The organism is Vreelandella nigrificans (assembly GCF_002374315.1).
In the GTDB taxonomy this organism is placed as follows: Bacteria; Pseudomonadota; Gammaproteobacteria; order Pseudomonadales; family Halomonadaceae; genus Vreelandella; species Vreelandella nigrificans.
On record NZ_NWUX01000004.1, the window covers coordinates 35,028 to 55,795 of the forward strand.

20 protein-coding genes are annotated in these 20,768 nt (G+C 48.2%); 12 read left to right on the top strand and 8 right to left on the bottom strand.

The window, feature by feature from the left end:
* Window positions 1–21 precede the first annotated feature (21 nt).
* Window positions 22–819, top strand: a complete 798-nt coding sequence (locus CPA45_RS06960) for a BUD32 family EKC/KEOPS complex subunit (protein WP_096650852.1) — start codon at window positions 22–24, stop codon at window positions 817–819.
* 9 nt (window positions 820–828) lie between these two features.
* Window positions 829–1,428 (top strand): D-glycero-beta-D-manno-heptose 1,7-bisphosphate 7-phosphatase, encoded by a 600-nt coding sequence (gene gmhB, locus CPA45_RS06965; RefSeq protein ID WP_096650853.1) that lies wholly within the window; start codon window positions 829–831, stop codon window positions 1,426–1,428.
* Between the two features lie 162 nt (window positions 1,429–1,590).
* Here gmhB and gyrB read toward each other — a convergent pair whose 3' ends face one another.
* From gyrB to dnaA, 4 genes are all read right to left on the bottom strand, one after another.
* A complete protein-coding gene (gene gyrB, locus CPA45_RS06970) occupies window positions 1,591–4,011 on the bottom strand; it encodes a DNA topoisomerase (ATP-hydrolyzing) subunit B (protein ID WP_096650854.1) in 2,421 nt (806 codons plus the stop codon).
* Between the two features lie 39 nt (window positions 4,012–4,050).
* Window positions 4,051–5,154: a DNA replication/repair protein RecF gene (gene recF / locus CPA45_RS06975; RefSeq protein ID WP_096650855.1), complete on the bottom strand. Its 1,104-nt coding sequence runs from the start codon at window positions 5,152–5,154 to the stop codon at window positions 4,051–4,053.
* A 103-nt stretch (window positions 5,155–5,257) separates the two neighbouring features.
* A complete protein-coding gene (dnaN, locus tag CPA45_RS06980) occupies window positions 5,258–6,361 on the bottom strand; it encodes a DNA polymerase III subunit beta (RefSeq protein WP_096650856.1) in 1,104 nt (367 codons plus the stop codon).
* Between the two features lie 57 nt (window positions 6,362–6,418).
* Complete coding sequence (dnaA, locus tag CPA45_RS06985; protein ID WP_078089687.1) at window positions 6,419–7,891, bottom strand: chromosomal replication initiator protein DnaA; 1,473 nt, start codon at window positions 7,889–7,891, stop codon at window positions 6,419–6,421.
* Window positions 7,892–8,425: 534 nt separating this feature from the next.
* Here dnaA and rpmH point away from each other — a divergent pair.
* The 4 genes from rpmH to mnmE all read left to right on the top strand — a co-directional run bounded on the left by rpmH (window position 8,426) and on the right by mnmE (window position 12,251).
* Window positions 8,426–8,560 carry a 50S ribosomal protein L34 gene (rpmH, locus tag CPA45_RS06990; RefSeq protein ID WP_009723348.1) on the top strand — a complete coding sequence of 45 codons (135 nt, stop codon included), beginning with the start codon at window positions 8,426–8,428 and terminating at the stop codon, window positions 8,558–8,560.
* Between the two features lie 13 nt (window positions 8,561–8,573).
* Complete coding sequence (gene rnpA / locus CPA45_RS06995; protein WP_096650857.1) at window positions 8,574–8,975, top strand: ribonuclease P protein component; 402 nt, start codon at window positions 8,574–8,576, stop codon at window positions 8,973–8,975.
* A 115-nt stretch (window positions 8,976–9,090) separates the two neighbouring features.
* On the top strand, window positions 9,091–10,779 hold the full coding sequence (gene yidC, locus CPA45_RS07000; RefSeq protein WP_096650858.1) for a membrane protein insertase YidC: 1,689 nt from the start codon (window positions 9,091–9,093) through the stop codon (window positions 10,777–10,779).
* 101 nt (window positions 10,780–10,880) lie between these two features.
* Entirely contained in the window at window positions 10,881–12,251 is a 1,371-nt protein-coding gene (gene mnmE, locus CPA45_RS07005) for a tRNA uridine-5-carboxymethylaminomethyl(34) synthesis GTPase MnmE (protein ID WP_096650859.1), read from the top strand.
* Window positions 12,252–12,304: 53 nt separating this feature from the next.
* Here mnmE and CPA45_RS07010 read toward each other — a convergent pair whose 3' ends face one another.
* The 4 genes from CPA45_RS07010 to rdgB form a co-directional block, all read right to left on the bottom strand.
* A complete protein-coding gene (locus tag CPA45_RS07010; RefSeq protein ID WP_096650860.1) occupies window positions 12,305–13,150 on the bottom strand; it encodes a 23S rRNA (adenine(2030)-N(6))-methyltransferase RlmJ in 846 nt (281 codons plus the stop codon).
* A 96-nt stretch (window positions 13,151–13,246) separates the two neighbouring features.
* Window positions 13,247–13,921: a YiaD family glycine zipper/OmpA-like lipoprotein gene (locus tag CPA45_RS07015; protein WP_096650861.1), complete on the bottom strand. Its 675-nt coding sequence runs from the start codon at window positions 13,919–13,921 to the stop codon at window positions 13,247–13,249.
* Between the two features lie 38 nt (window positions 13,922–13,959).
* Window positions 13,960–15,135 (bottom strand): radical SAM family heme chaperone HemW, encoded by a 1,176-nt coding sequence (gene hemW, locus CPA45_RS07020; protein ID WP_096650862.1) that lies wholly within the window; start codon window positions 15,133–15,135, stop codon window positions 13,960–13,962.
* On the bottom strand, window positions 15,125–15,736 hold the full coding sequence (gene rdgB, locus CPA45_RS07025; protein ID WP_078089680.1) for an RdgB/HAM1 family non-canonical purine NTP pyrophosphatase: 612 nt from the start codon (window positions 15,734–15,736) through the stop codon (window positions 15,125–15,127). The genes hemW and rdgB overlap by 11 nt, the downstream gene beginning before the upstream one ends.
* Window positions 15,737–16,007: 271 nt before the next feature.
* Between rdgB and CPA45_RS07030 the strand changes: the two genes are divergently transcribed.
* The 6 genes from CPA45_RS07030 to CPA45_RS07055 all read left to right on the top strand — a co-directional run bounded on the left by CPA45_RS07030 (window position 16,008) and on the right by CPA45_RS07055 (window position 20,734).
* Window positions 16,008–16,700 carry a response regulator transcription factor gene (locus CPA45_RS07030; protein ID WP_096650863.1) on the top strand — a complete coding sequence of 231 codons (693 nt, stop codon included), beginning with the start codon at window positions 16,008–16,010 and terminating at the stop codon, window positions 16,698–16,700.
* A gap of 49 nt (window positions 16,701–16,749) precedes the next feature.
* Window positions 16,750–17,265, top strand: coding sequence for a curli production assembly/transport protein CsgE (locus CPA45_RS07035; protein ID WP_244287546.1), 516 nt, complete (start codon window positions 16,750–16,752; stop codon window positions 17,263–17,265).
* Entirely contained in the window at window positions 17,265–17,681 is a 417-nt protein-coding gene (locus CPA45_RS07040) for a curli assembly protein CsgF (protein WP_096650864.1), read from the top strand. Before CPA45_RS07035 ends, CPA45_RS07040 begins: the two co-directional genes overlap by 1 nt.
* A gap of 71 nt (window positions 17,682–17,752) precedes the next feature.
* Window positions 17,753–18,583 (top strand): CsgG/HfaB family protein, encoded by an 831-nt coding sequence (locus tag CPA45_RS07045; protein ID WP_096650865.1) that lies wholly within the window; start codon window positions 17,753–17,755, stop codon window positions 18,581–18,583.
* 287 nt (window positions 18,584–18,870) lie between these two features.
* Window positions 18,871–19,422: a hypothetical protein gene (locus CPA45_RS07050; protein WP_096650866.1), complete on the top strand. Its 552-nt coding sequence runs from the start codon at window positions 18,871–18,873 to the stop codon at window positions 19,420–19,422.
* A gap of 61 nt (window positions 19,423–19,483) precedes the next feature.
* On the top strand, window positions 19,484–20,734 hold the full coding sequence (locus CPA45_RS07055) for a hypothetical protein (protein ID WP_096650867.1): 1,251 nt from the start codon (window positions 19,484–19,486) through the stop codon (window positions 20,732–20,734).
* Window positions 20,735–20,768: the final 34 nt, after the last annotated feature.

Sequence of the window (20,768 nt, forward strand, 5' to 3'; positions counted from 1 at the left end):
GCTTTGCCATGGAGACGACCCATGTACGAAAACTTCCTTTTAGATACCCTCCCCCAGCAACAAGCAAATATAGCGTCATACACACATGATGGACAAAAGGTGTGGCTTAAAAAAGCCGCAAAGCGCAATTCTCGCCTTGCGTATCTACCGCTTACTCTATTAGCGAAATGGTTGCGTATTGAGGCGCTCAAGCCTGTCCCAAACCTAGGCGGCGAGCAAAGCATTGCTCAGGAGGCTGCCCGGATAAAAGCCCTTTCAGCCGCTGGCGTAGTCGTGCCCACAATATTGGCTGAAGCCCCAGAGGCATTACTACTAGCCGATGCTGGTCATAATGGTCAGCCATCCCAAACGCTGCTTGATAAGTTAATTGCAGCGCAAAGTGTAGAGGAAATCGATCATTACCTGGCATTGGGTACTCAGGCGCTTAATGATGTGCATGCACGACAGTGCTATCTTAGTGAAGCGTTCGCTCGCAATATTCTCGTACGGCAAGAAGAAGTGGTGTTCATCGATTTCGAAACCGATCCTGGGGAGTATCATGAGCTGACGGACTGTATGGTACGCGACTGGCACTGCTTTATTTTTTCACTGTACGGCAAACTCAGTAAGCGTGACATGCATCGCGAGCGTTTGACACCCGCGCTGCTGGGCGGCCTATATCAGGCAACACCCGAAGTTCGCGAACGTTTTCTTGATACGCTGCCACGTCTTACGCGGCTTGCGCGATTCCCTTTCCAGCGCTTTGGCAGTGATGGAAAAAAAATCGCTATTACGCTTCACGCACTTTCAGTGCTAGATCATCAGCTACGAACTAAATAGAGCCTATCAATGCCTCCTACGTCAAACGCCTTAGCAACACTGCCTGCCCGTAAACTGGTTATCCTTGATCGCGACGGCGTTATAAACCACGACTCGGATGCATACATTAAGTCCCTTGATGAGTGGATCCCCTACCCGTCTGCCATCAGTGCTATTGCCCGGTTAACCCAAGCAGGATTTACCATTGCCGTGGCCACTAACCAATCAGGTATCGCGCGTGGCTACTATGATGAAGCGACACTGCATGCAATGCACCATCGGTTAAACGCACTCGTAGAAGCAGAAAACGGTCATATCGCTCATATTGCGTACTGCCCCCATGGGCCGGATGACGGCTGTGATTGTCGCAAGCCACTGCCGGGGCTACTGTTACAGATTCAGCAGCAGCTTAGTATTGCGAGCTTAGAGGGAAGCTGGATGGTGGGCGATAGCTTGAGGGATCTTCAAGCAGGCGAAGCGGTTGGCTGTAATGTTGTACTCGTTAAAACAGGCAAAGGGGAAAAGACGCTGGCTAGAAATATCGGCCTTGAGAAAGCAGCTATCTATCCGGATTTAGCTGCGTTTGCCGACTGGCTATGCAGACAGCAAGATGATCTTACAAGCCCTTGATAACGATTAAGCATTAAATTTAAAAAAAAGCGCCGTTTCTTCAGCCTTTATTGGCATAGAAGCGGCGCTTTTTAATGTATAGCTTTAAAGTGTTTCACGTGAAACAGCATTCACGTGAAACGACATGTATTAAACACTATACATCGACGTTATACATTGACACTACACATCGAGGTTAGCGACAAGCGCATTATTCTCGATGAATTCACGACGCGGCTCAACTTCATCGCCCATCAGTGTGTTAAACATCATGTCTGCAGCGACAGCATCCTCAATGGTTACACGCAGCATGCGTCGGCTGCCGGGGTCCATCGTGGTTTCCCATAGCTGGTCAGGGTTCATTTCACCCAACCCTTTATAGCGCTGAAAAGAGAGCCCTCGCTGCCCTTCCTGCATCAACCAAGCCAACACCTCAGAGAAGTGGGACACTGGCTTCTGGCGCTCACCACGGGCGATATAGGCACCCTCTTCGAGCAAGCCATTCAGCGTGTCACCTAACCCCGTAATCGCACGATAATCGGCACTGTCAAAGAAGTCTAAGCCCCATACATACTCTGTCGTCACACCATGAGCAATTAATGATACCGCTGGTAGATGCAGACCACGCTCGCTGTCTTCATGGAGGTAGAACTGGTAGCGAGGCCCACCCTCATAAGCTACCTTATCGTCCATTGCTTTCTGCAGCTCAGCGATCCAGTTCTCCATGGTGACCCGATCTTTTAGGCTTGACTCACCTTGAAGCGCCGTTGTGTGAACAGCCTGCTTAAGCACTTCGATTGGGTAGACCCGAGCAAGTCGATCAATGCGCTTCATCACATTACGGTACTGATTAACCAGCGCCTCCAACTGCGAGCCTGTGATACCAGGTGCATCGGCATTCACATAGAGACCGGCTCCATCCAGAGCGGTTGTGGTCAGGTAATCAATCATTGCTTGCTCATCTTTGAGATAGAGCTCTTGCTTACCGCGCTTAATTTTATAAAGTGGCGGTTGAGCAATAAAGATATGACCACGCTCAATCAACTCCGGCATCTGGCGGAAGAAGAAGGTCAACAACAACGTACGAATGTGAGAACCATCTACGTCGGCATCGGTCATGATAATGACCGAGTGGTAGCGCAGTTTGTCTGGGTTAAACTCTTCTCGACCAATGCCACAGCCCAGAGCAGTAATCAGCGTACCGACTTCTGCTGACGATAGCATCTTGTCAAAACGAGCTTTCTCAACGTTAAGGATTTTACCTTTCAGTGGCAAAATCGCTTGGGTACGGCGATCACGCCCCTGCTTCGCGCTACCACCAGCGGAGTCACCCTCCACTAGATATAGCTCAGACTGGCTTGGGTCTTTCTCCTGGCAGTCGGCTAGCTTACCGGGTAAACCAGCGATATCCAGAGCCCCCTTACGGCGGGTCATGTCACGGGCTTTACGGGCAGCTTCACGAGCACGCGCTGCATCCAGCATCTTATTAACGATGGACTTCGCTTCGCTCGGCTTTTCAATCAGATACTCTGAAAACAGTCGCCCCATCTCCTGCTCGACCGCAGTTTTCACTTCACTGGAAACCAGTTTTTCCTTGGTTTGAGACGAGAACTTAGGATCCGGAACCTTTACCGAAATCACCGCAGTTAAGCCTTCGCGTGCGTCGTCGCCTGAAGTGTTCACCTTGGCTTTTTTAAGCAGCCCTTCCGCTTCAATATAATGATTAAGCGTTCGGGTCAGTGCCGCGCGAAAGCCTGCAAGGTGCGTACCACCATCCCGTTGAGGGATATTATTGGTGTAGCAGAAAATGTTTTCCGTGAAGGCTTCGCTCCACTGCATAGCAACTTCCACTTCAACACCGTCTTCTCGTACTGCGTTGAAATGAAATACCGGGTTCAATACTGTTTTATTTTTATTCAGGTGGTCAACGAACGCTTTCAACCCACCTTCATAATGGAATAGTTCTTCTTTACCGCTGCGCTCATCCAACAGACGAATAGCAACACCGGAGTTTAAAAAAGAGAGCTCGCGTAAGCGTTTAGCCAAAATATCGTAGTGGAACTCGATGTTGGCGAAAGTACCCGGAGATGGGCGGAAGTGGACGCTGGTGCCACTTTTTTCAGTTTTACCCACCACACCTAACGGTGCTTGAGGTACACCATGGCGATAAATCTGCTCGAACACTTCATTCTGTCGCCAAATGGTTAGCCGTAGCTCTTCCGACAACGCGTTCACTACCGAAACGCCTACGCCGTGAAGACCACCCGATACCTTATAAGAGTTATCATCAAACTTACCCCCAGCATGGAGGACGGTCATGATAACTTCTGCTGCGGAAACACCTTCCCCCTCATGAAGTTCGGTAGGAATCCCACGACCGTTATCGCTCACGGTTACCGATTCATCGGGGTGAATAACCACTCGAATTTCGCTGCAGTGTCCTGCCAGCGCTTCATCGATGGAGTTATCCACTAGCTCGAAAACCATATGGTGTAGACCGGTGCCATCATCAGTGTCACCGATATACATACCTGGGCGCTTGCGTACCGCGTCCAGCCCTTTGAGCACCTTGATGCTTGATGAATCGTAAGCCTGCTCGCTCATTGACCACTCCGTCGTGAAGTCTGTCTCGTTCCGTGTCGCCTACCCTTCCGTTTGTAGCTGGCTTAACCCCGGTCCAGTATGTTTCACGTGAAACATACTGACGCTAGTAGTGGGTTGCCACATGCCGCTTAAAGCGGCTGGGTCGACGCTGGTAATAAATGCCTGACACTGCATCTCTTCAAGCAATTTGCAAAACCGCAAGCGGTGCTGTTCATCTAGTTCAGCGGGCAAATCATCAATTAGATAAATACAGTGCCTCTTTGCTGTACTTTCCAGAAGCCGCCCTTGGGCTAACTTTAGAGCACTAACGACTAGCTTTTGCTGGCCTCTGGAAAGCACTTCAACTGCTGCTTGCTTATATAGCCGAATTCGTAGATCAGCTCGCTGGGGGCCATACTGAGTAAAGCCCATCTGTTGATCTGCTTCACGGCTACCTTTTAGCACTTCTGCTAATGGCTTCTGGTTATCCCAGCCCCTGGCATAACGCAGCGTTAACCCGGGCAAGGGGAGTAGCCTTGCAAGCGTTTCCTCAAACACAGGTAGAAACTCGCTAAACCAACTCTGGCGCAACCTATCCATTTGCTCGCCCCAGGTAGCTAGCTCGTGCTCCCATACTAAGATTTCGTCAGGTACTATTCTACCACGCCTAAGCAGCGCATTCCGATGTTTCACCGCTCGCCGTGTGCGCTTCCACGCTTCTAAAAAGTGGTGTTCCACGTGAAACACTCCCCAGTCGAGAAATTCTCGCCTACCTGCTGGAGCGCCTTCTAACAATCGAAATGCGTCGGGGTTAATTAGCTGCAAAGGCATTGCTTCTACCATTTCAGCCAAGCGGACTCCTTTCTCCCCCCGCAGACGCAATTCTAACTCCCTCTGAGCCCGAAACCTTCTAACCCCCAGGGCAACCTCAGGGTCACCTGTTAAACGCCCATACAGCGTCATATAGGGTGCATCCAGCTGTATAGCGTTCTTCAGCTGGCGTGTACGAAACGAGCGCCCCATCCCTAGAATATGAATCCCCTCTAACAAGCTGGTTTTGCCACTGCCATTAACACCATAAATGACATTAATACGCTCAGAGGGCCGCATATCTATGGGTTCTAGATTACGCAAGCCTTGTAGGTTCAGTAGGGATAGGCTCATGAGCAATCGTCGCCGGGTTAGTCAGTGATGGTATTTCTACACAAACGTGAAAACGGCGCTTCTGCTGTCAGAAGCGCCGTTTTAACATGAGGCTAAAGACCCGTTATAAACGCATTGGCATCACAACATACAGAGCGTCGCCACCACCTGGCACTTCCAGCAATGCACTGCTGTTGGGATTTGCTAAGGTCATTTGAACGCGATCTTCATCCAGTACTGACAGCACATCAACCAAGTAGCCCACATTAAAGCCTACTTCCATAGCACTGCCGTTGTACTCAACCGCCACGTTCTCCTCAGCCTCTTCTTGCTCAGGGTTATTAGCCATCACCTTGAGATTACCTTCCTCAAGGTAGAGGCGAACACCACGGTATTTTTCGTTAGAAAGAATCGCTGTGCGTGACAGCACCTGGCGCAATTCGGCACGCTCGGCGATCAACACTTTATCGCCATTACGCGGCACCACACGCTCGTAGTCAGGAAACTTGCCGTCAATCAGTTTAGATGTAAAAGTGAAGTCCCCTGTATGAGCACGCACATGAGTAGAACCTAGCGTTAAGCTTACAGGCTCATCGCTATCATCGAGTAAGCGTGACAGTTCAAGAATACCTTTACGCGGGACAATTAACTTTTGTGACTGGCTAACAGTAATTTCGATAGGCCGTGAGCACATCGCCAAACGGTGCCCATCGGTAGCAACCGTGCGCAATAAGTTACTCTGAATCTCAATCAACATGCCATTGAGGTAATAGCGAACATCCTGTTGTGCCATCGCGAATGATGTGGCTTCAATCAGGTGCTTTAAGGTACCTCGGGGTACGCTTAGTTCCTGGCTGCTATCAGCATCCTCAATATTGGGAAACTCCGCTGCCGGAAGTGTTGAAAGCGTAAAACGAGAACGCCCGCTACGCAGCACCGCCCTCCCCTCTTCTACCGCCAGCTGAATATCTGATTGGTCGGGTAGCGATTTACAGATATCCATTAGCTTGCGAGCAGGTACCGTCGCTGAACCGCCCTGTTCCACGTGGCTAGCAACCGTACGCCCCACCAGTTCAACCTCAAGGTCGGTTCCGGTTAGTGAGACTTGATCACCCTCTACTTGAATCAATACGTTAGAGAGCACTGGTAGCGTTTGGCGCCGCTCTACCACGCCCGCCACCAGAGTCAGCGGGCGTAAAAGCGCCTCTCGAGAAATTGAAAACTTCATCAATACTCCGGTTTTATGTCTTGAAAGGCCCCTTTACCTTAGGCCCAACAATAGTGGTTAACTGGTTAACAGGCGCAACAGATTTTTATAATCTTCACGAATATCTGCGCTCTCTTCCTGCAACGCTTTTACTTTTCGACAAGCGTGAAGCACTGTAGTGTGATCGCGGCCACCAAAAGCATCGCCTATTTCTGGCAAACTATGATTAGTGAGTTCCTTGGCAAGCGCCATGGCGACTTGCCGCGGTCTTGCCACCGAACGGGAACGCCGCTTTGAAAGTAAGTCAGCTATCTTAATCTTGTAATATTCAGCGACCGTCCGCTGAATATTATCTACTCCGACCTGCTTATCCTGTAGCGCCAATAGGTCTTTTAGCGACTCACGAATAAAATCCTGCGTAATGGTCTTACCCATAAAGTGTGAGTCGGCAATGACCTTCTTCAACGCACCTTCAAGCTCACGCACGTTAGAGCGAATCTTCTGAGCAATAAAGAAAGCCGCATCATGAGGCAAATCAACTTTCGCCTGATCAGCTTTTTTCATCAAAATCGCCACACGAGTTTCAAGCTCGGGTGGTTCAATAGCGACGGTAAGTCCCCACCCAAAGCGTGACTTCAAACGCTCTTCAACACCACTAATCTCTTTAGGATAACGATCAGAGGTGAGGATCATTTGCTGCCCTCCCTCTAACAGCGCGTTAAACGTATGGAAAAACTCTTCCTGTGAGCGCTCTTTACCCGCAAAAAACTGTATGTCATCAATAAGCAGTGCATCAACACTACGGTAAAACCGCTTAAAATCATTAATTGCGTTTAGCTGCAGCGCTTTTACCATGTCAGCCACAAAACGCTCAGAGTGTAAATAAACTACTCGAGCATTTTCTCGGCGGCCCGCCAGAGCGTTACCTACTGCATGCATTAAGTGGGTTTTACCCAAGCCAACTCCACCGTATAAGAACAGTGGGTTATAAGCGCCACCGGGATTTTCTGACACCTGGCGTGATGCGGCGCGAGCAAGTTGGTTCGATTTACCTTCAACAAAAGTATCGAAGGTAAAATTAGGATTAAGGCCGCTACCATGCTTCAGGCTACCTTCAACCTGTACTTGTCGCTCGTTATTACGACGACTAGGTGCTTCTTCTCTATCTCTTAACTGGCCAATTTCCCGCTCATCAGCAATATCACCTCGTGGGGGGGTATGCACAGCAGGGGCCATTCTCTGAGAAGGAGCTGCCGATACCGGGTTGCCTAATTCTCGTGGCTGTGGAGCTGGGGTAGCAATACGACGGCTACCTACCGTTAAGCTAACTTTGGGAGGTTTTGCGGGTGATAGCTCACGAATCAACTCGCTGATCCGCTTGGCGTACTTATCGCTCACCCAGTCGCGCACAAAGCGGTTCGGCGCCAACAAGCGTAGCTCGTTGGACTCTCCTTCTTCTGCCTGCAACGGACGTATCCAGGTATTGAACTGCTGTGAATTCAGTTCGTCCTGCAGGTAGTCCAGGCACTGTTGCCAAAGCGCGAGTGACACTCATCTCACCATCAGTTGAAAAGGGCCGACCATTGTAGCGCCCAATGGAGCGGTTATCCACACGCACTAGACGCCCTTTTACCCCTGTGGACAACTTATCGTAAGCTACTAGGAAAAGTATGGGAGGGGGAGAGGACAACTTAAGAAAGGGCAACTTTCGGGGGTATTGAACACACCTAATTAACAGCTTATTTGGCCTTTATTCGGGACTTACACACAGATTTTTTATATCTTTAAGCTATTGTTAATAAAAAGCATAAACCACTTATCCACAATTAGTATCCCCACTATTAATAACAATAGGTTTTAAGTAATACTATTAGTAATAATAGTGGTAGGTTTCTGACACTCTGTAGCTCCAATTGCAAAATCTGCATTGCCTTTTTGAAGCTTTTTGTGCAAGGAAAAATTGCACCCGACGCAGGAAGTCTCTACAATTTCCGGTCTTGAATTGAATCTACCCGGCTAGTTCCTCACTGGTCCGGGTCTTTTGGAATTCACTTTCCGTCCTAAACCACGTGGGAATAACGAGTTATGAAACGCACTTTTCAACCCAGCGTTCTCAAGCGCAAGCGCGCGCATGGCTTCCGTGCTCGTATGGCAACCAAAAACGGCCGTGCCGTTATCGCACGCCGCCGTGCCAAAGGCCGCAAGCGTCTGAGCGCCTGATCTCGGATTGCGTGTGCCGCATCAAGGCTTTCCCCGGTGCTTACGTTTGCTAAACGCTGGGGATTTTAGTCACGTGTTTGAACAGGCCGACTTGAAAGTCCATGGCAAAGGTATGATGGCGCTAGCGCGCTTAAGTACTCAGGGCCACCCTCGCGTCGGACTGATAGTCAGCAAGAAGAATGTGAAGCGCGCTGTTGATCGCAATCGCTTTAAGCGTCTTGTTAGAGAATCTGTTCGGCTTCGCCAAGATCACCTCCCTCCTGTGGATATTGTGATTCTGGCTAAAAGAGGTGTTCAGGATATCGACAACGAAACGCTTTACCGCCAGTTAAACGGCATGTGGAAGCGACTCCAGCGAGATGCACAGGCGATATCGCCACCTTCACCGCTTGATGGCGTAACACGTGACGCTTGACGACACACATCGCCGCTCGACCTCGGCCTGCCGTCTGGCAGGCTTTCGTGTGTCATGGGTCGAGTAAATGACACTGCGCCATTAGCATGTTCACCACCCATCGGGCAGAACCCTCATGGACGTAAAACGACTTCTATTACTGGTTCCACTGGCAGTACTTGCCTATCTGCTGGTTGTGCAGTGGAATCAGGATTACGGGCAGACAACCTACGATTCGACGCCTGAAATCACTCAAAGCAGCAATGGAACCCCAGCAAGCGACGTCTCCAATGGCGACGACTTTGCAGTTCCAAGCACATCCGCTCCGCAGAGCGCTGTTGGCGAGGGCCTGCAGGATGCCGCGGAAAGCGAAACAGCGAGCCGTGACTTCATTGCCGTTACCACTGACGTTCTCGACCTGCGCATTGACCCGCACGGTGGTGATATTGTCTATGCAGCGTTGCCACAGCATAAGCTGACTCTGGATTCAGATCGCAACTATGTATTGCTTTCAGACAATACGAACCGCAGCTATGTCGCTCGCTCAGGCCTACAGCTAGACGGCCAAGCGAGTCGCATCGTGTTTACTCCTGAGCGCTCCGAATACCGCTTAGGCAATAATGATGACCAGCTAAATGTAGATCTTACCGCCGAGGTCAATGGCGTAGATATCATTAAGCGACTTTCATTTGAGCGCGGAAGCTATGCTGTCGACGTTAGCTATTACTTGGCCAACAACACAGATGCCCCGGTAAGCGCACGCTTTATTGGTCAGTTGGCACGCGATAATAGTCCTGATCCATCCAGTGGCGTTGCAATGGGCATGAACTCCTACTTAGGAGCAGCTTATTCAACCCCTGAAACACGCTACGATAAAGTCGACTTTGACGATATTCAGCGTGGGCGGTTTGAAAACCAAGAGGCGCAAGGTGGCTGGGTGGCGATTATCCAGCACTACTTTGTATCTGCCTGGGCTCCTGCTCAAAACCAGCAGAACCTCTACTACGCAACGACCGATTCTCGGGATCGTAACGTAGCCGCGTTTGCTGGCCCTATAATGAACGTAGCCGCCTCCAGCGAAGCCACGTTAAGTGCAACACTCTATATGGGGCCAAAAGTCCAAGATTATCTTGAGCAGGTGGCACCCAACCTACGCTTAACCGTTGATTACGGCTGGCTATGGTTCATTGCCAACCCCCTGTTCTGGTTACTGGATAAAATCCACGATGTAGTCGGCAACTGGGGCTGGTCAATTGTCCTACTGACCGTACTGGTGAAGCTGGTGCTCTTCCCGCTTTCCGCCAAGGCTTATAAGTCGATGGCACGCATGCGGAAGCTCGGCCCGGAGATGCAGCGTCTCAAAGAGATGTATGGCGACGATCGTCAGAAAATGTCTCAAGAGATGATGAAATTCTACCAGAAGGAAAAGATTAACCCTCTGGGCGGCTGTTTGCCGATCCTTGTGCAAATGCCGGTATTCATCGCACTTTACTGGATGCTGTTAGAGTCGGTAGAACTGCGTCATGCACCATTTATGTTCTGGATCCAAGATCTATCGGTCAAAGACCCTTACTTTATCTTGCCAATTCTGATGGGCATTTCGATGTATGTTCAGCAGTTGTTGAACCCAACACCTCCAGACCCCATGCAAGCAAAGATTATGAAGATGCTGCCTATTATCTTCACGTTCTTCTTCTTGTGGTTCCCGGCAGGTCTGGTTATCTACTGGGTGGTCAACAACATCATTTCCGTCGCGCAGCAGTACGTTATTACGCGCAACATTGAGAAAGACCCTAACGTGGGGAAAGGCATGCGCACCAAGTAACACGCTTACCCTAACCACACCAGACCCCCGCCCTAGCGGGGGTCTGGCGTTTTAGGCCCCAGGACTTCACAATCTGTTTCGATCAATCAATGAGACCCACCATGGCCGAACGACTTTATACCCAGGACACCATTACCGCTTTGGCCACACCACCAGGACGTGGCGGTGTGGGCATTATCCGCGTATCAGGCCCTTCCTGCCGTGCAATCGCCACCTCTATACTAGGGGAGTGCCCTGCCCCTCGACATGCTCACTACGGCCCATTTAACGGCACTGAGGGCATCATTGATGAAGGGATTGCGTTACTGTTTAACGGCCCCCACTCTTTTACCGGTGAAGACGTGCTAGAGCTACAGGGACATGGCGGGCCAATTATCATGGATATGCTACTTGAGCGCTGCCTACAGTTAGGTGCACGCTTAGCGCGCCCAGGTGAATTCTCCGAGCGCGCTTTTCTAAACGATAAACTAGACCTAGCCCAAGCAGAAGCCATTGCTGACCTGATAGACGCCACTTCCCGTTCCGCTGCCGAAAACGCCGTACGCTCTCTGCAGGGGGAGTTCTCCAAACGCGTTTCTACCCTGGTCACCCAACTGATTGAGCTACGTGTTTATGTCGAAGCCGCGATTGATTTCCCTGAAGAGGAGATCGACTTTCTTGCCGATGGCCATGTGGCTCAACATTTAACCGACGTGCAGCAGGCACTAGCAGCAGTACGTCAAGCTGCAGGCCAAGGGGCTCTGCTACGCGAAGGGATGAACGTTGTTATTGCTGGCCGCCCGAATGCAGGAAAATCCAGCTTACTCAATGCACTGACCGAACAAGAGACCGCCATCGTTACCGATATTGCCGGCACCACCCGGGATGTGCTGCGTGAATATATTCATATTGACGGTATGCCACTGCATATCATCGATACCGCAGGGCTGCGCGATACTCCAGACGCAGTTGAAAAAATTGGCGTGGCGCGAGCCTGGGAAGAGATAGAGAAGGCTGATCGAGTACTGCTATTAGTTGATGCTTCTACGACAGAGGCAACCGACCCAATGACAATTTGGCCCGAGTTCGTCACCAGGCTTCCTGACCAAACGCGCTTAACTCTGGTGCGTAATAAGATTGATACCAGTGCTGAACAGGCAGGTATTGATTTATCCACAACCACTCCAATCCTAAGGCTCTCCGCGAAAACCGGTGTGGGTGTGGATAAGTTAAAAACCCACCTAAAAGACGTAATGGGCTTTTCCGCGACGACCGAAGGGCGCTTCTCGGCACGCCGACGGCATTTGGATGCGTTGGACCGCGCTATGGAGGCACTGGAAACAGGGCGTGCCCAGTTAGATGGCTATGGTGCAGGCGAGCTACTGGCAGAAGATTTACGCGATGCTCAGCAGGCATTAGGCGAAATCACCGGCGAATTCAGTGCCGATGATTTACTTGGGGAAATTTTCGGCAGCTTTTGTATCGGGAAATAAAATAGACGTGTAACTCTATCACCTCTTTAAGTAATAGCTTTTGTTAACAGTCACTACTCCCCCACTAACCAATCCATGTGGTAGCGGCTGGTAGCGCCAAGCAACGGTGTTATTTCTGCCATTGCGGCAGTTAGATGCTCACCCAGCCCCCAAGGGGGGTTGATAACTAGCATACCGCTGCCATACATACCGTGGGTTTGTTCACTCTGTTGATATAGCTGCAATTCACTACGCCAGATTTTAGCAATACCACTCTCTTTCAGGCCTGCCAATAACGTGTGGTGGTGGCCTGCTGGCAATAACGGATACCAAACCATTACCACTGCATGACGGGCTTTCTCCATGGTATATACCACTGCCTCCACCACCTCTTGATACTCCGTTTTACGCTCATAGCTAGGGTCAATTAGCATGCATAAACGAGGGGTTGCCACTGGCAGTAGCTTCCGCAAACTAGCCAAGCCATCACCGTAAATTCGCTGCGCCTGCTTGGGAAGTACTTGCACGTTCAAATGCTCATGTTCACCTGGATGAAGCTCAAATAGCTTCAACAAATCCTGCTGGCGTAGTTGCTGAGAGAGCCACCAAGGCGATCCCGGATAGTGAGAAAGCTCGGCTATTTCAGGTTGAGCACCTTCCAAAATGTTTAGCCACTCATTTAACAGAGGATTAGCAAGCTGATGGCGTGACTGCCAAAGCGGCCAAATGCCTTCACGGTACTCTTTTAGCCGCTGGGTCTCCTTTGTAGCAAGCGGATATAACCCTCTACCTGCATGAGTATCTATATATGTAATGGATGATTCTTTACGTAATAAATGATTCACGATGGTGTAAAGCGTCAGATGTTTTTGCACATCGGCAAAGTTACCGGCGTGATAGGCGTGTTGATAAGACAGCATAATGGCTCGCTAACAGTTAAACGAAAAAGCCCGCTATGTGAGCATAGCGGGCTTTTGACGGCAATATCAGGATTAATACTTGTTACTCTAGATCAATTATCCTTGGCCATTGCCTGTCGGCGTCAAAGTGATTTCAACTCGGCGGTTTTGAGCACGCCCCTGCTCGGTGTCATTACTAGCAACAGGCTGGTTCGCACCATACCCCCGGGTATTGAGGCGCATAGAAGAAACGCCATTTTGGCTTAAGTAGCTGCCTACAGCCTGAGCGCGGCGCTCGGAAAGGCGCTGATTGTAACTGGGATCACCAACACTATCAGTATGACCAGCAATGTTAACGCGTGTGTCCTGGTACTGCGTAAGCACGTTAGCTACTTGATTGAGTGCGCTACGAGCCTCACTGGTTAGGTCAGCTGAGTCAAATCCAAAGGTCACACCGCTTGGCATATTGAGAACAATATCATCCCCACGACGATCAATCTCGATACGAGATCCTTGAAGGTTGTCACGCAGTTGCTGCTCTTGGCGATCCATATAAACACCAATACCAGCCCCAGCGGCAGCACCAACGGCCGCTCCAATTAATGCACGATCCCGTCGGCTAGTACTACCATCACCTGATAAAGCGCCGGCGGCAGCACCAACAGCGGCACCAATGCCTGAGCCCATGGCAGTACTAGAGCGTTGCGTTTGCCCACCGTAAGGGTCTGTTGTGGCACAACCGGCTACCAAAATAGCAGCCGCTAGCGGGGCCAGTAGTCGAGAAATACGCATCACTCACTCCTTGTTTGTCTTCTAGGTAATTGCATGACTCATCGCTGATCACTGATTAATGCCAGCAATTCATTCAAGAATAATAGACCTTGAGGTGACGCACGCAGCTTTTCGGGCATTTCCATCAAAAGTCCTTTTTCATGAGCACTTTGTAACCGAGCAAGTAACACACTCTCAGGCAGCCCTGTATAAGCTGACCATATGCTCATCTTTACCCCTTCGGTTAAGCGCAGCGCGTTCATGGCAAATTCCAGAGGTAACTCTTCTAGGGCAATTTGTTGTTTGCCAGCCACAAAACCACGAGGATCATTTGAGCGACGTAAATACGCATCCGGCTGACGCGTTTTCCAACGCCTTTCTATATGCCGTTGCCCTTGGCTATCAATCGTGGTCAGTTTGCCATGGGCACCTGCGCCAATACCCAAATAATCACCAAACTTCCAATAGTTAAGGTTGTGGCAACTTTGCTTGTTCGGCAGCGCATAAGCAGATATTTCATAGCGATGTAATCCTGCTTGTTCAAGCCGCTGATGACCTGCTTCTTGGATGTCCCAAAGAGCCTCTTCTTCAGGCAGCGCTGGTGGATGGGAAAAAAATGCCGTATTAGGCTCTAGGGTCAACTGATACCAAGAGAGATGCTCCGGTGAAAGTTCCAATGCTTGCTCAATATCATCCATTGCTTGGCTTGGCGTTTGCTGAGGTAGGCCATGCATCAGGTCAATATTGAGGTTGTCGAACCCTGCCCTGCGTGCTTGTTGAACAGCGGTGACGGCTTCTTGACCGCTATGAATACGACCCAGTGCTTGCAGCTGTGTGGAGTGAAAGCTTTGAACACCCAGCGATAAACGATTCACGCCCGCTTCGCGGTAGCCAACAAAGCGTCCCTGCTCGGTAGTGCCGGGGTTAGCCTCTAGGGTAATCTCAATATCAGGGGAAAAAGGCAAACGCTCGCGTATCTCGAGGAATAGCTGTCGATAAAACGCTGGAGATAGCAGGCTTGGCGTGCCACCTCCGATAAATATCGTTTCAATCGTTCTCCCATTAGCCAGCGCTAAATCGCCATCCAGATCTTTTAACAATGCATGGAGATAAGCCGTTTCTGGCAACGTATTGGCCTCCGGCTCATGCGAGTTAAAATCACAGTATGGACACTTACGCACACACCATGGTGTGTGAATATAGAGGGATAAGGGTGGCAATACCTCAGCAGCCATGTGCCACCTTCAGAAGGTCAACCATACTTTGCAGAGCGCGGCCTCGATGACTGAGACGGTTTTTAGTTTCACTGGGCAGTTCAGCCACACTCATGCCCTGCTCCGGTAACCAGAACAGAGGGTCGTAACCAAACCCTCCATTTCCACGGGGATGGGCCAGGATTTCACCCTCCCAACTGCGCTGGACAATGACTGGTACAGGGTCCTCAGCATGGCGTAAATAAACGAGTACACACCAATAACGCCCACTGCGTTGGCCTTCAGCGCAGTCGCTGAGAGCACTTAATAACTTTTCGTTATTCCGCTCATCACTTTTTGGTTCTCCGGCATAGCGTGCAGAGTAGATACCAGGCGCACCATGAAGTGCATCCACTTCCAGGCCTGAGTCATCAGCCAATGCAGGTAATCCACTGATTTTGCTAGCTTCCCTTGCTTTTAAGAGCGCATTTTCTACAAACGTCAGCCCTGTTTCCTCCACATCATGTACGCCAAATTCTGCTTGTGGACGCACATCAAATCCAAACGGAGAAAGTAACTGATTGAATTCTTTTAACTTTCCAGAGTTTCCGCTGGCTAAAACAAGGGTGCTGAGCGATGACATAGGAGAGACCTCTAAGTATTAGGTATTCAGTTTACGCTGATCGAATTAGCATCAGAAGCTAATGATATGTTACTGAGTGTATCTATGTTTTGTTAATAAACAAAACCCTTAATTAATATAAATATTAATAAATAACAAGGATTTAAAAAATTAATGAAGGTTTTTAATTTTTTAAAGCAACATTTTTAATAACATAACTTTACGAAAAGTCTCTAATGGATAACAATTAAGTGGCCACCTGCTCACTCTTTTCTTCTACGAGGATTCTCTAATGTTGCAGGAAAAAGCCTTCGGATCGGTGTATATCATTACTGAAAAAAGCCCACAGTCTCAGCTTTTTGTTGATTATTTACATAAACATACAGGCTGCTCAGTAAGCGCCTTTCCTCCCCAAGCAGCGCTGCCAACTTCGAGCCCAGAAAAGCTACTAATCCTAATCGATAGCGATCACATTAGTGCAGATGCACTACCCGAGTGGCAAGGCAAGTTACCGGAGACCCTTTCTACTGCTTCCTTGGCAGCATTCAACATCCGAGATATGGATCATGCACTAGAAGCACTCTCCTGTGTTCAGTTAAAAGGTGTGTTTTACCGAAATGAAAGTTTAGATGTTATTTGTAAAGGCATTCACTCCTTGCTAGATGGCGACCTTTGGATGTCTCGGGACCTGATGGCAAGACTCATCCTATTTTATCGTAAATACCAAAGTAATGCTTTCCGGCCTGCGTGTGGACTTACTAACAGGGAAATGGAGATTATCTCTCTATTAAGTTCAGGATCTTCTAACCAGCAAATAGCAGATAAACTTTTTGTTAGTGAGCACACTGTAAAGTCCCATCTTTATAATATATTTCGAAAAATAAATGTTCATAACCGAATTCAAGCGCTTAATTGGATACACCAAAACTTAGGCCCCATCCTACCAAACATTGAAACTTCGCGTAGTTTAAAACGACATCATTAAAAATTAAGAGATCTCATAAAAACAACTAATAGATAAACGGGTTACTAACATGTCATTATTTCGTGTTTTTTTAATTATCTGCTTTGCACCTCTGATGCCTATGTCATGGTCACTTGCCAATGAGCCTTTTTCACCAACTGTTTCACTACCCACTAATGAACAAGAAGAAATGAATGCTATTAACCTGCTCTCAAGCCCAGATGGCCCTGAAGTGCAAGGACGTGCAAGCAGAGGGAGTGAACTCACTGGCGTTATGGTCGATCGCACAGTCACCATGGCGGGTAAAACCTTCTACCGTGCTTTCAGTCAACGGGCAATGGATAACCCAATAATAGGCAATGCCACTATTACTATTCAGGAGCGCCCAGATGCACGCTGGGGTAGCCAAATTGCTGTCACGGAAGGCAACCGGATGTATTTCAGAACGCAGCTCTCTCCCAGGATTAGTGAAGCTGATCGTGTAGCAGGAGAAGCTGTACAAATTGTTGAGGAGGCACTTCTCCGACAACAACTAGCATCAGCCCTGTCCTCAGACAAAGACTTGGGAAGAGAGGAGTTATTCTAATGAAAACTAGCAAAAAAATCAGCTGCGCAGCGATAATTACTTTAATAAGTATTGGAACTCAAGCGCACTCGGGGGAGTTAATTTATCGACCGATCAATCCCTCGTTTGGTGGCGATCCATTTGTTGGTAGCTACCTCTTGGGTAAAGCCCAGGCACAAGATAAGAATATCGACCCAAACACTCACAGAGCCCAATCCTTATCATCAACAGATCGCTTATTACAAAACTTAGAAAGTCGCTTGATATCGCAATTAATATCCGATGTCAGCCGTGGAGAGGTGAGCGAAGGAAGTTTCGATAGTAACGAGTTCGGTGTTGTAGTTAGTGACAGTAGTGGTCAATTAGTTGTTAGAGTAGTGGATAAAGTAACTGGGGATGTAACAGAGATAAGTGTTGGCGGTTTATTTAATCCTTAGCGCTACAAAGAGCGCTAATAACTAACCATCAAAATAATGACTAACACTACCTGTTTTGTCAGGGGATCGCTATGAAAATTATCGCCTCAATTGTCATCGCCAGCCTACTCAGTGGTTGTGCAGGGATGGTGGCAACGTCTGAAAACTTAGAAGGTGCGGAAGCAACGCTCACTCCTAGAGGAGCGACCTACCAAGACCTTATATCACTACCGCCGCCATCCGGGAAAATTTTTGTCTCGGTCTATGATTTCCGAGACCAAACAGGCCAATATAGGCCAGCCCCCGCCAGTACTTTTTCGACCGCAGTAACACAGGGAGCGGCAGCAATGCTCACCGGTGCGCTGTCTGACTCAGGCTGGTTTATTCCGCTTGAGCGCGTTGGGCTACAAAATTTGTTAACCGAACGGCGTATTATCCGCGCAGAATTTGAACGCTTTGCCCAGCCCGATACGCTGCCATCGTTAAGAGCAGCATCGGTAATGTTGGAAGGTGGCATTATTGCATACGAGTCGAATATACGAACCGGTGGTGCCGGTGCTGAGTACTTTGGAATTGGGGCATCAGGCCAATTTCAGGTGGATCAGGTCACTGTCAATTTACGCGCTGTAGAGATATCGACCGGTGAAATATTAGCCAACGTCACCACTACTAAAACCATCTATTCCAAAGAGCTACGTGCTGGAGTTTACCGCTTTATCGATTTTAGACGCTTATTAGAAGCGGAGGTAGGAATTACCACTAATGAACCCGTTCAACTTGCTGTGATGTCAGCAATTGAGTCAGCAGTTATTCATCTTGTGGCCAGAGGTATTGAGAACCGCCTATGGAATCTAGCACCAGGAACTAATCTTCAAGCAACCATTTTAAATGACTATCTGAATGCTCAAACACCTAGATTATAATAAAATATTTACAAGAAATAGATAGCTTATCGACCCAATCATTAAAAGAATAAAACAAGGGAACATTATAATAACTAGATTTATGGTCACTCAACGAGTGACCTTTTTTATGTAAAATAAATTAAATCAATCACCCAAAATGGTATTAAAAAAATAGGAAAAATCCATTAAAAAAAACCAAAAAATTAACCCCAACATTAACAAATATTCTTATGGATTCATTTTTCAAATGGTCCACACTCAATTCACAAAGTAAAAATATACACAGAGTTTCAAAAGGAAAAAAAATGAAACCTTCAAGCCGCCACTCAGTAACCAGTAGAGCAAGCGATAAGCACTATATCGCTTCGCTGGTAATGACTGGCTTATTAGCGAACAACATGATTTCAGCAGAAGCTAATGGAAATATGCCAAGCCAAATAAATGAAGGATTCAGAGTTTTTCAATACTCACATCAGATAGATACATCTTTGCTACAGGGTAATGTAAGCATTATAGAGCAGCAAGGTCATAACAACCAAGCGAGCATTGCTCAATCACGTTCAGCGCATTATCAGTTTTCAAATTTTTCAAAAATATATCAATACGGAAATAATAATCAAGCAGTTGTCATTCAAGACAATGGAAATAATATTAGTGTTATATGGCAAGTAGGAGATAGCCAAACAGCCAATATTTTACAACAAGGTAATAACTTATCACTTAGGGCTGATATATACCAGATAGGTTTCAATGGATATGTAACGATTTCACAATCGGGTAGTGGCCAACGCAGTGTAAGTGTTCAGCAACAAAACTATTCGAGCTACTCACGGCCGGTCACTATCGATACCTACTGAGTTGCCACCTGCTTCTCAGTAAATAACCCAAGCAAGCTGATCGAATAAAAGGGGAAACATCATGAAACTGCAACTTACTGCTCTCGCCGCCGCCATTAGCCTTACTGTAAGTAGTGCTGCTTTTGCACAACAAACGATTACTGAACAAAATAATCTTCAGTACAATACAGTAACTAGTCCGGCCCAAGGAGGAGGTTGGGGTCTTGACAACCTTAATGAAAGCATGGACAACGATGCCTGGAATGCGTCAGGCTTTCCTATCCCACGTAATGGAGAATTTAGTGGCTTTCAAACTGGCCTAAATAATATGCTTGGCAGTACAGCTAACGGAAACGAATCAGTAATTGATCAAACAACCAACCTAAGCAGTACTACTGGTAATGTTGCCAGTGTTTTACAAGGTGGTGGTACTGATAACCAGTCACTTGTTATACAAAATAAACAGGGAACTGGCGATGCGTTAAGCGCTTATGTTGATCAACGTGGCGATGCTAACGCATCTAGCGTTGAACAAGATCTTAGTTATGGCGCTATAGCTAATGTGTTCCAGAACGGTACTGCAAACCAGGCACGTGTCTCACAGCTAGGTGCCGACTTAAATAGTGCCCAAATTCAACAAACTGGCAGCGACCATAAATCAATCATTGAGCAAGGCATTCTTAATGGTGGTGCTTCAGGTAACGTTGCATGGTCTGATCAAAGTGGAGTCAGTAACCAGAGCTTCATCAAACAGGGTCGTCAAAATAACTATGCTGAAGCACAACAACATGGTGTGGATGGCATCAACATGATACGTCAACGGGGTGATGACAACGTTGCATATCTAGACCAAACCGGAATGGGTAATGAGTCTTATGTTTTCCAGGATAGCCGTACTGCTGCTGCAGGTAACTTTGCTGATATCACACAAACCGGTAGCAGTAATGACTCGTACGCTGATCAAGTAGGTGGTGGTAACGAAGTCACCGTCTTACAAACCGGTAATGATGCTCTATCTACCGTCTATCAGCGTGGGACAGGTAACTCTGCAGATGTGGGCCAGTCAGGCGGCTTTGACGCTTCTAATATCTTACAATTCGGTAATGATCATGAAGCTGTTGTAGTTCAGTCGGGCAACGGCTTCTACAATACAATCAACGAATCGCATATTTTACAAACCGGTAGCGCCAGCCATGTTGCCGAAGTTACTCAAACGCACGTGGGTTCTGGCTGGAATAACATTTCCACAATCACTCAAAACAGCGCAGTCAATGCCTCAGCGACTGTTAACCAAATGGGTAGTGGCAACCGAGCTTCTACTATCCAGTATTAACCATCAGTTAATGAGTGCTCTCTCTCAAGCCGCC

Coding starts and splice junctions, on each gene's coding strand:
- CPA45_RS07055 (WP_096650867.1), top strand. CDS start 19,484: ATGAAACTGCAACTTACTGCTCTCGCCGCCGCCATTAGCCTTACTGTA.
- CPA45_RS06960 (WP_096650852.1), top strand. CDS start 22: ATGTACGAAAACTTCCTTTTAGATACCCTCCCCCAGCAACAAGCAAAT.
- yidC (WP_096650858.1), top strand. CDS start 9,091: ATGGACGTAAAACGACTTCTATTACTGGTTCCACTGGCAGTACTTGCC.
- CPA45_RS07050 (WP_096650866.1), top strand. CDS start 18,871: ATGAAACCTTCAAGCCGCCACTCAGTAACCAGTAGAGCAAGCGATAAG.
- dnaN (WP_096650856.1), bottom strand. CDS start 6,361: ATGAAGTTTTCAATTTCTCGAGAGGCGCTTTTACGCCCGCTGACTCTG.
- CPA45_RS07035 (WP_244287546.1), top strand. CDS start 16,750: ATGTCATTATTTCGTGTTTTTTTAATTATCTGCTTTGCACCTCTGATG.
- CPA45_RS07045 (WP_096650865.1), top strand. CDS start 17,753: ATGAAAATTATCGCCTCAATTGTCATCGCCAGCCTACTCAGTGGTTGT.
- mnmE (WP_096650859.1), top strand. CDS start 10,881: ATGGCCGAACGACTTTATACCCAGGACACCATTACCGCTTTGGCCACA.
- rdgB (WP_078089680.1), bottom strand. CDS start 15,736: ATGTCATCGCTCAGCACCCTTGTTTTAGCCAGCGGAAACTCTGGAAAG.
- rpmH (WP_009723348.1), top strand. CDS start 8,426: ATGAAACGCACTTTTCAACCCAGCGTTCTCAAGCGCAAGCGCGCGCAT.
- CPA45_RS07040 (WP_096650864.1), top strand. CDS start 17,265: ATGAAAACTAGCAAAAAAATCAGCTGCGCAGCGATAATTACTTTAATA.
- recF (WP_096650855.1), bottom strand. CDS start 5,154: ATGAGCCTATCCCTACTGAACCTACAAGGCTTGCGTAATCTAGAACCC.
- CPA45_RS07010 (WP_096650860.1), bottom strand. CDS start 13,150: ATGCTGTCTTATCAACACGCCTATCACGCCGGTAACTTTGCCGATGTG.
- CPA45_RS07030 (WP_096650863.1), top strand. CDS start 16,008: ATGTTGCAGGAAAAAGCCTTCGGATCGGTGTATATCATTACTGAAAAA.
- hemW (WP_096650862.1), bottom strand. CDS start 15,135: ATGGCTGCTGAGGTATTGCCACCCTTATCCCTCTATATTCACACACCA.
- gyrB (WP_096650854.1), bottom strand. CDS start 4,011: ATGAGCGAGCAGGCTTACGATTCATCAAGCATCAAGGTGCTCAAAGGG.
- CPA45_RS07015 (WP_096650861.1), bottom strand. CDS start 13,921: ATGCGTATTTCTCGACTACTGGCCCCGCTAGCGGCTGCTATTTTGGTA.
- gmhB (WP_096650853.1), top strand. CDS start 829: ATGCCTCCTACGTCAAACGCCTTAGCAACACTGCCTGCCCGTAAACTG.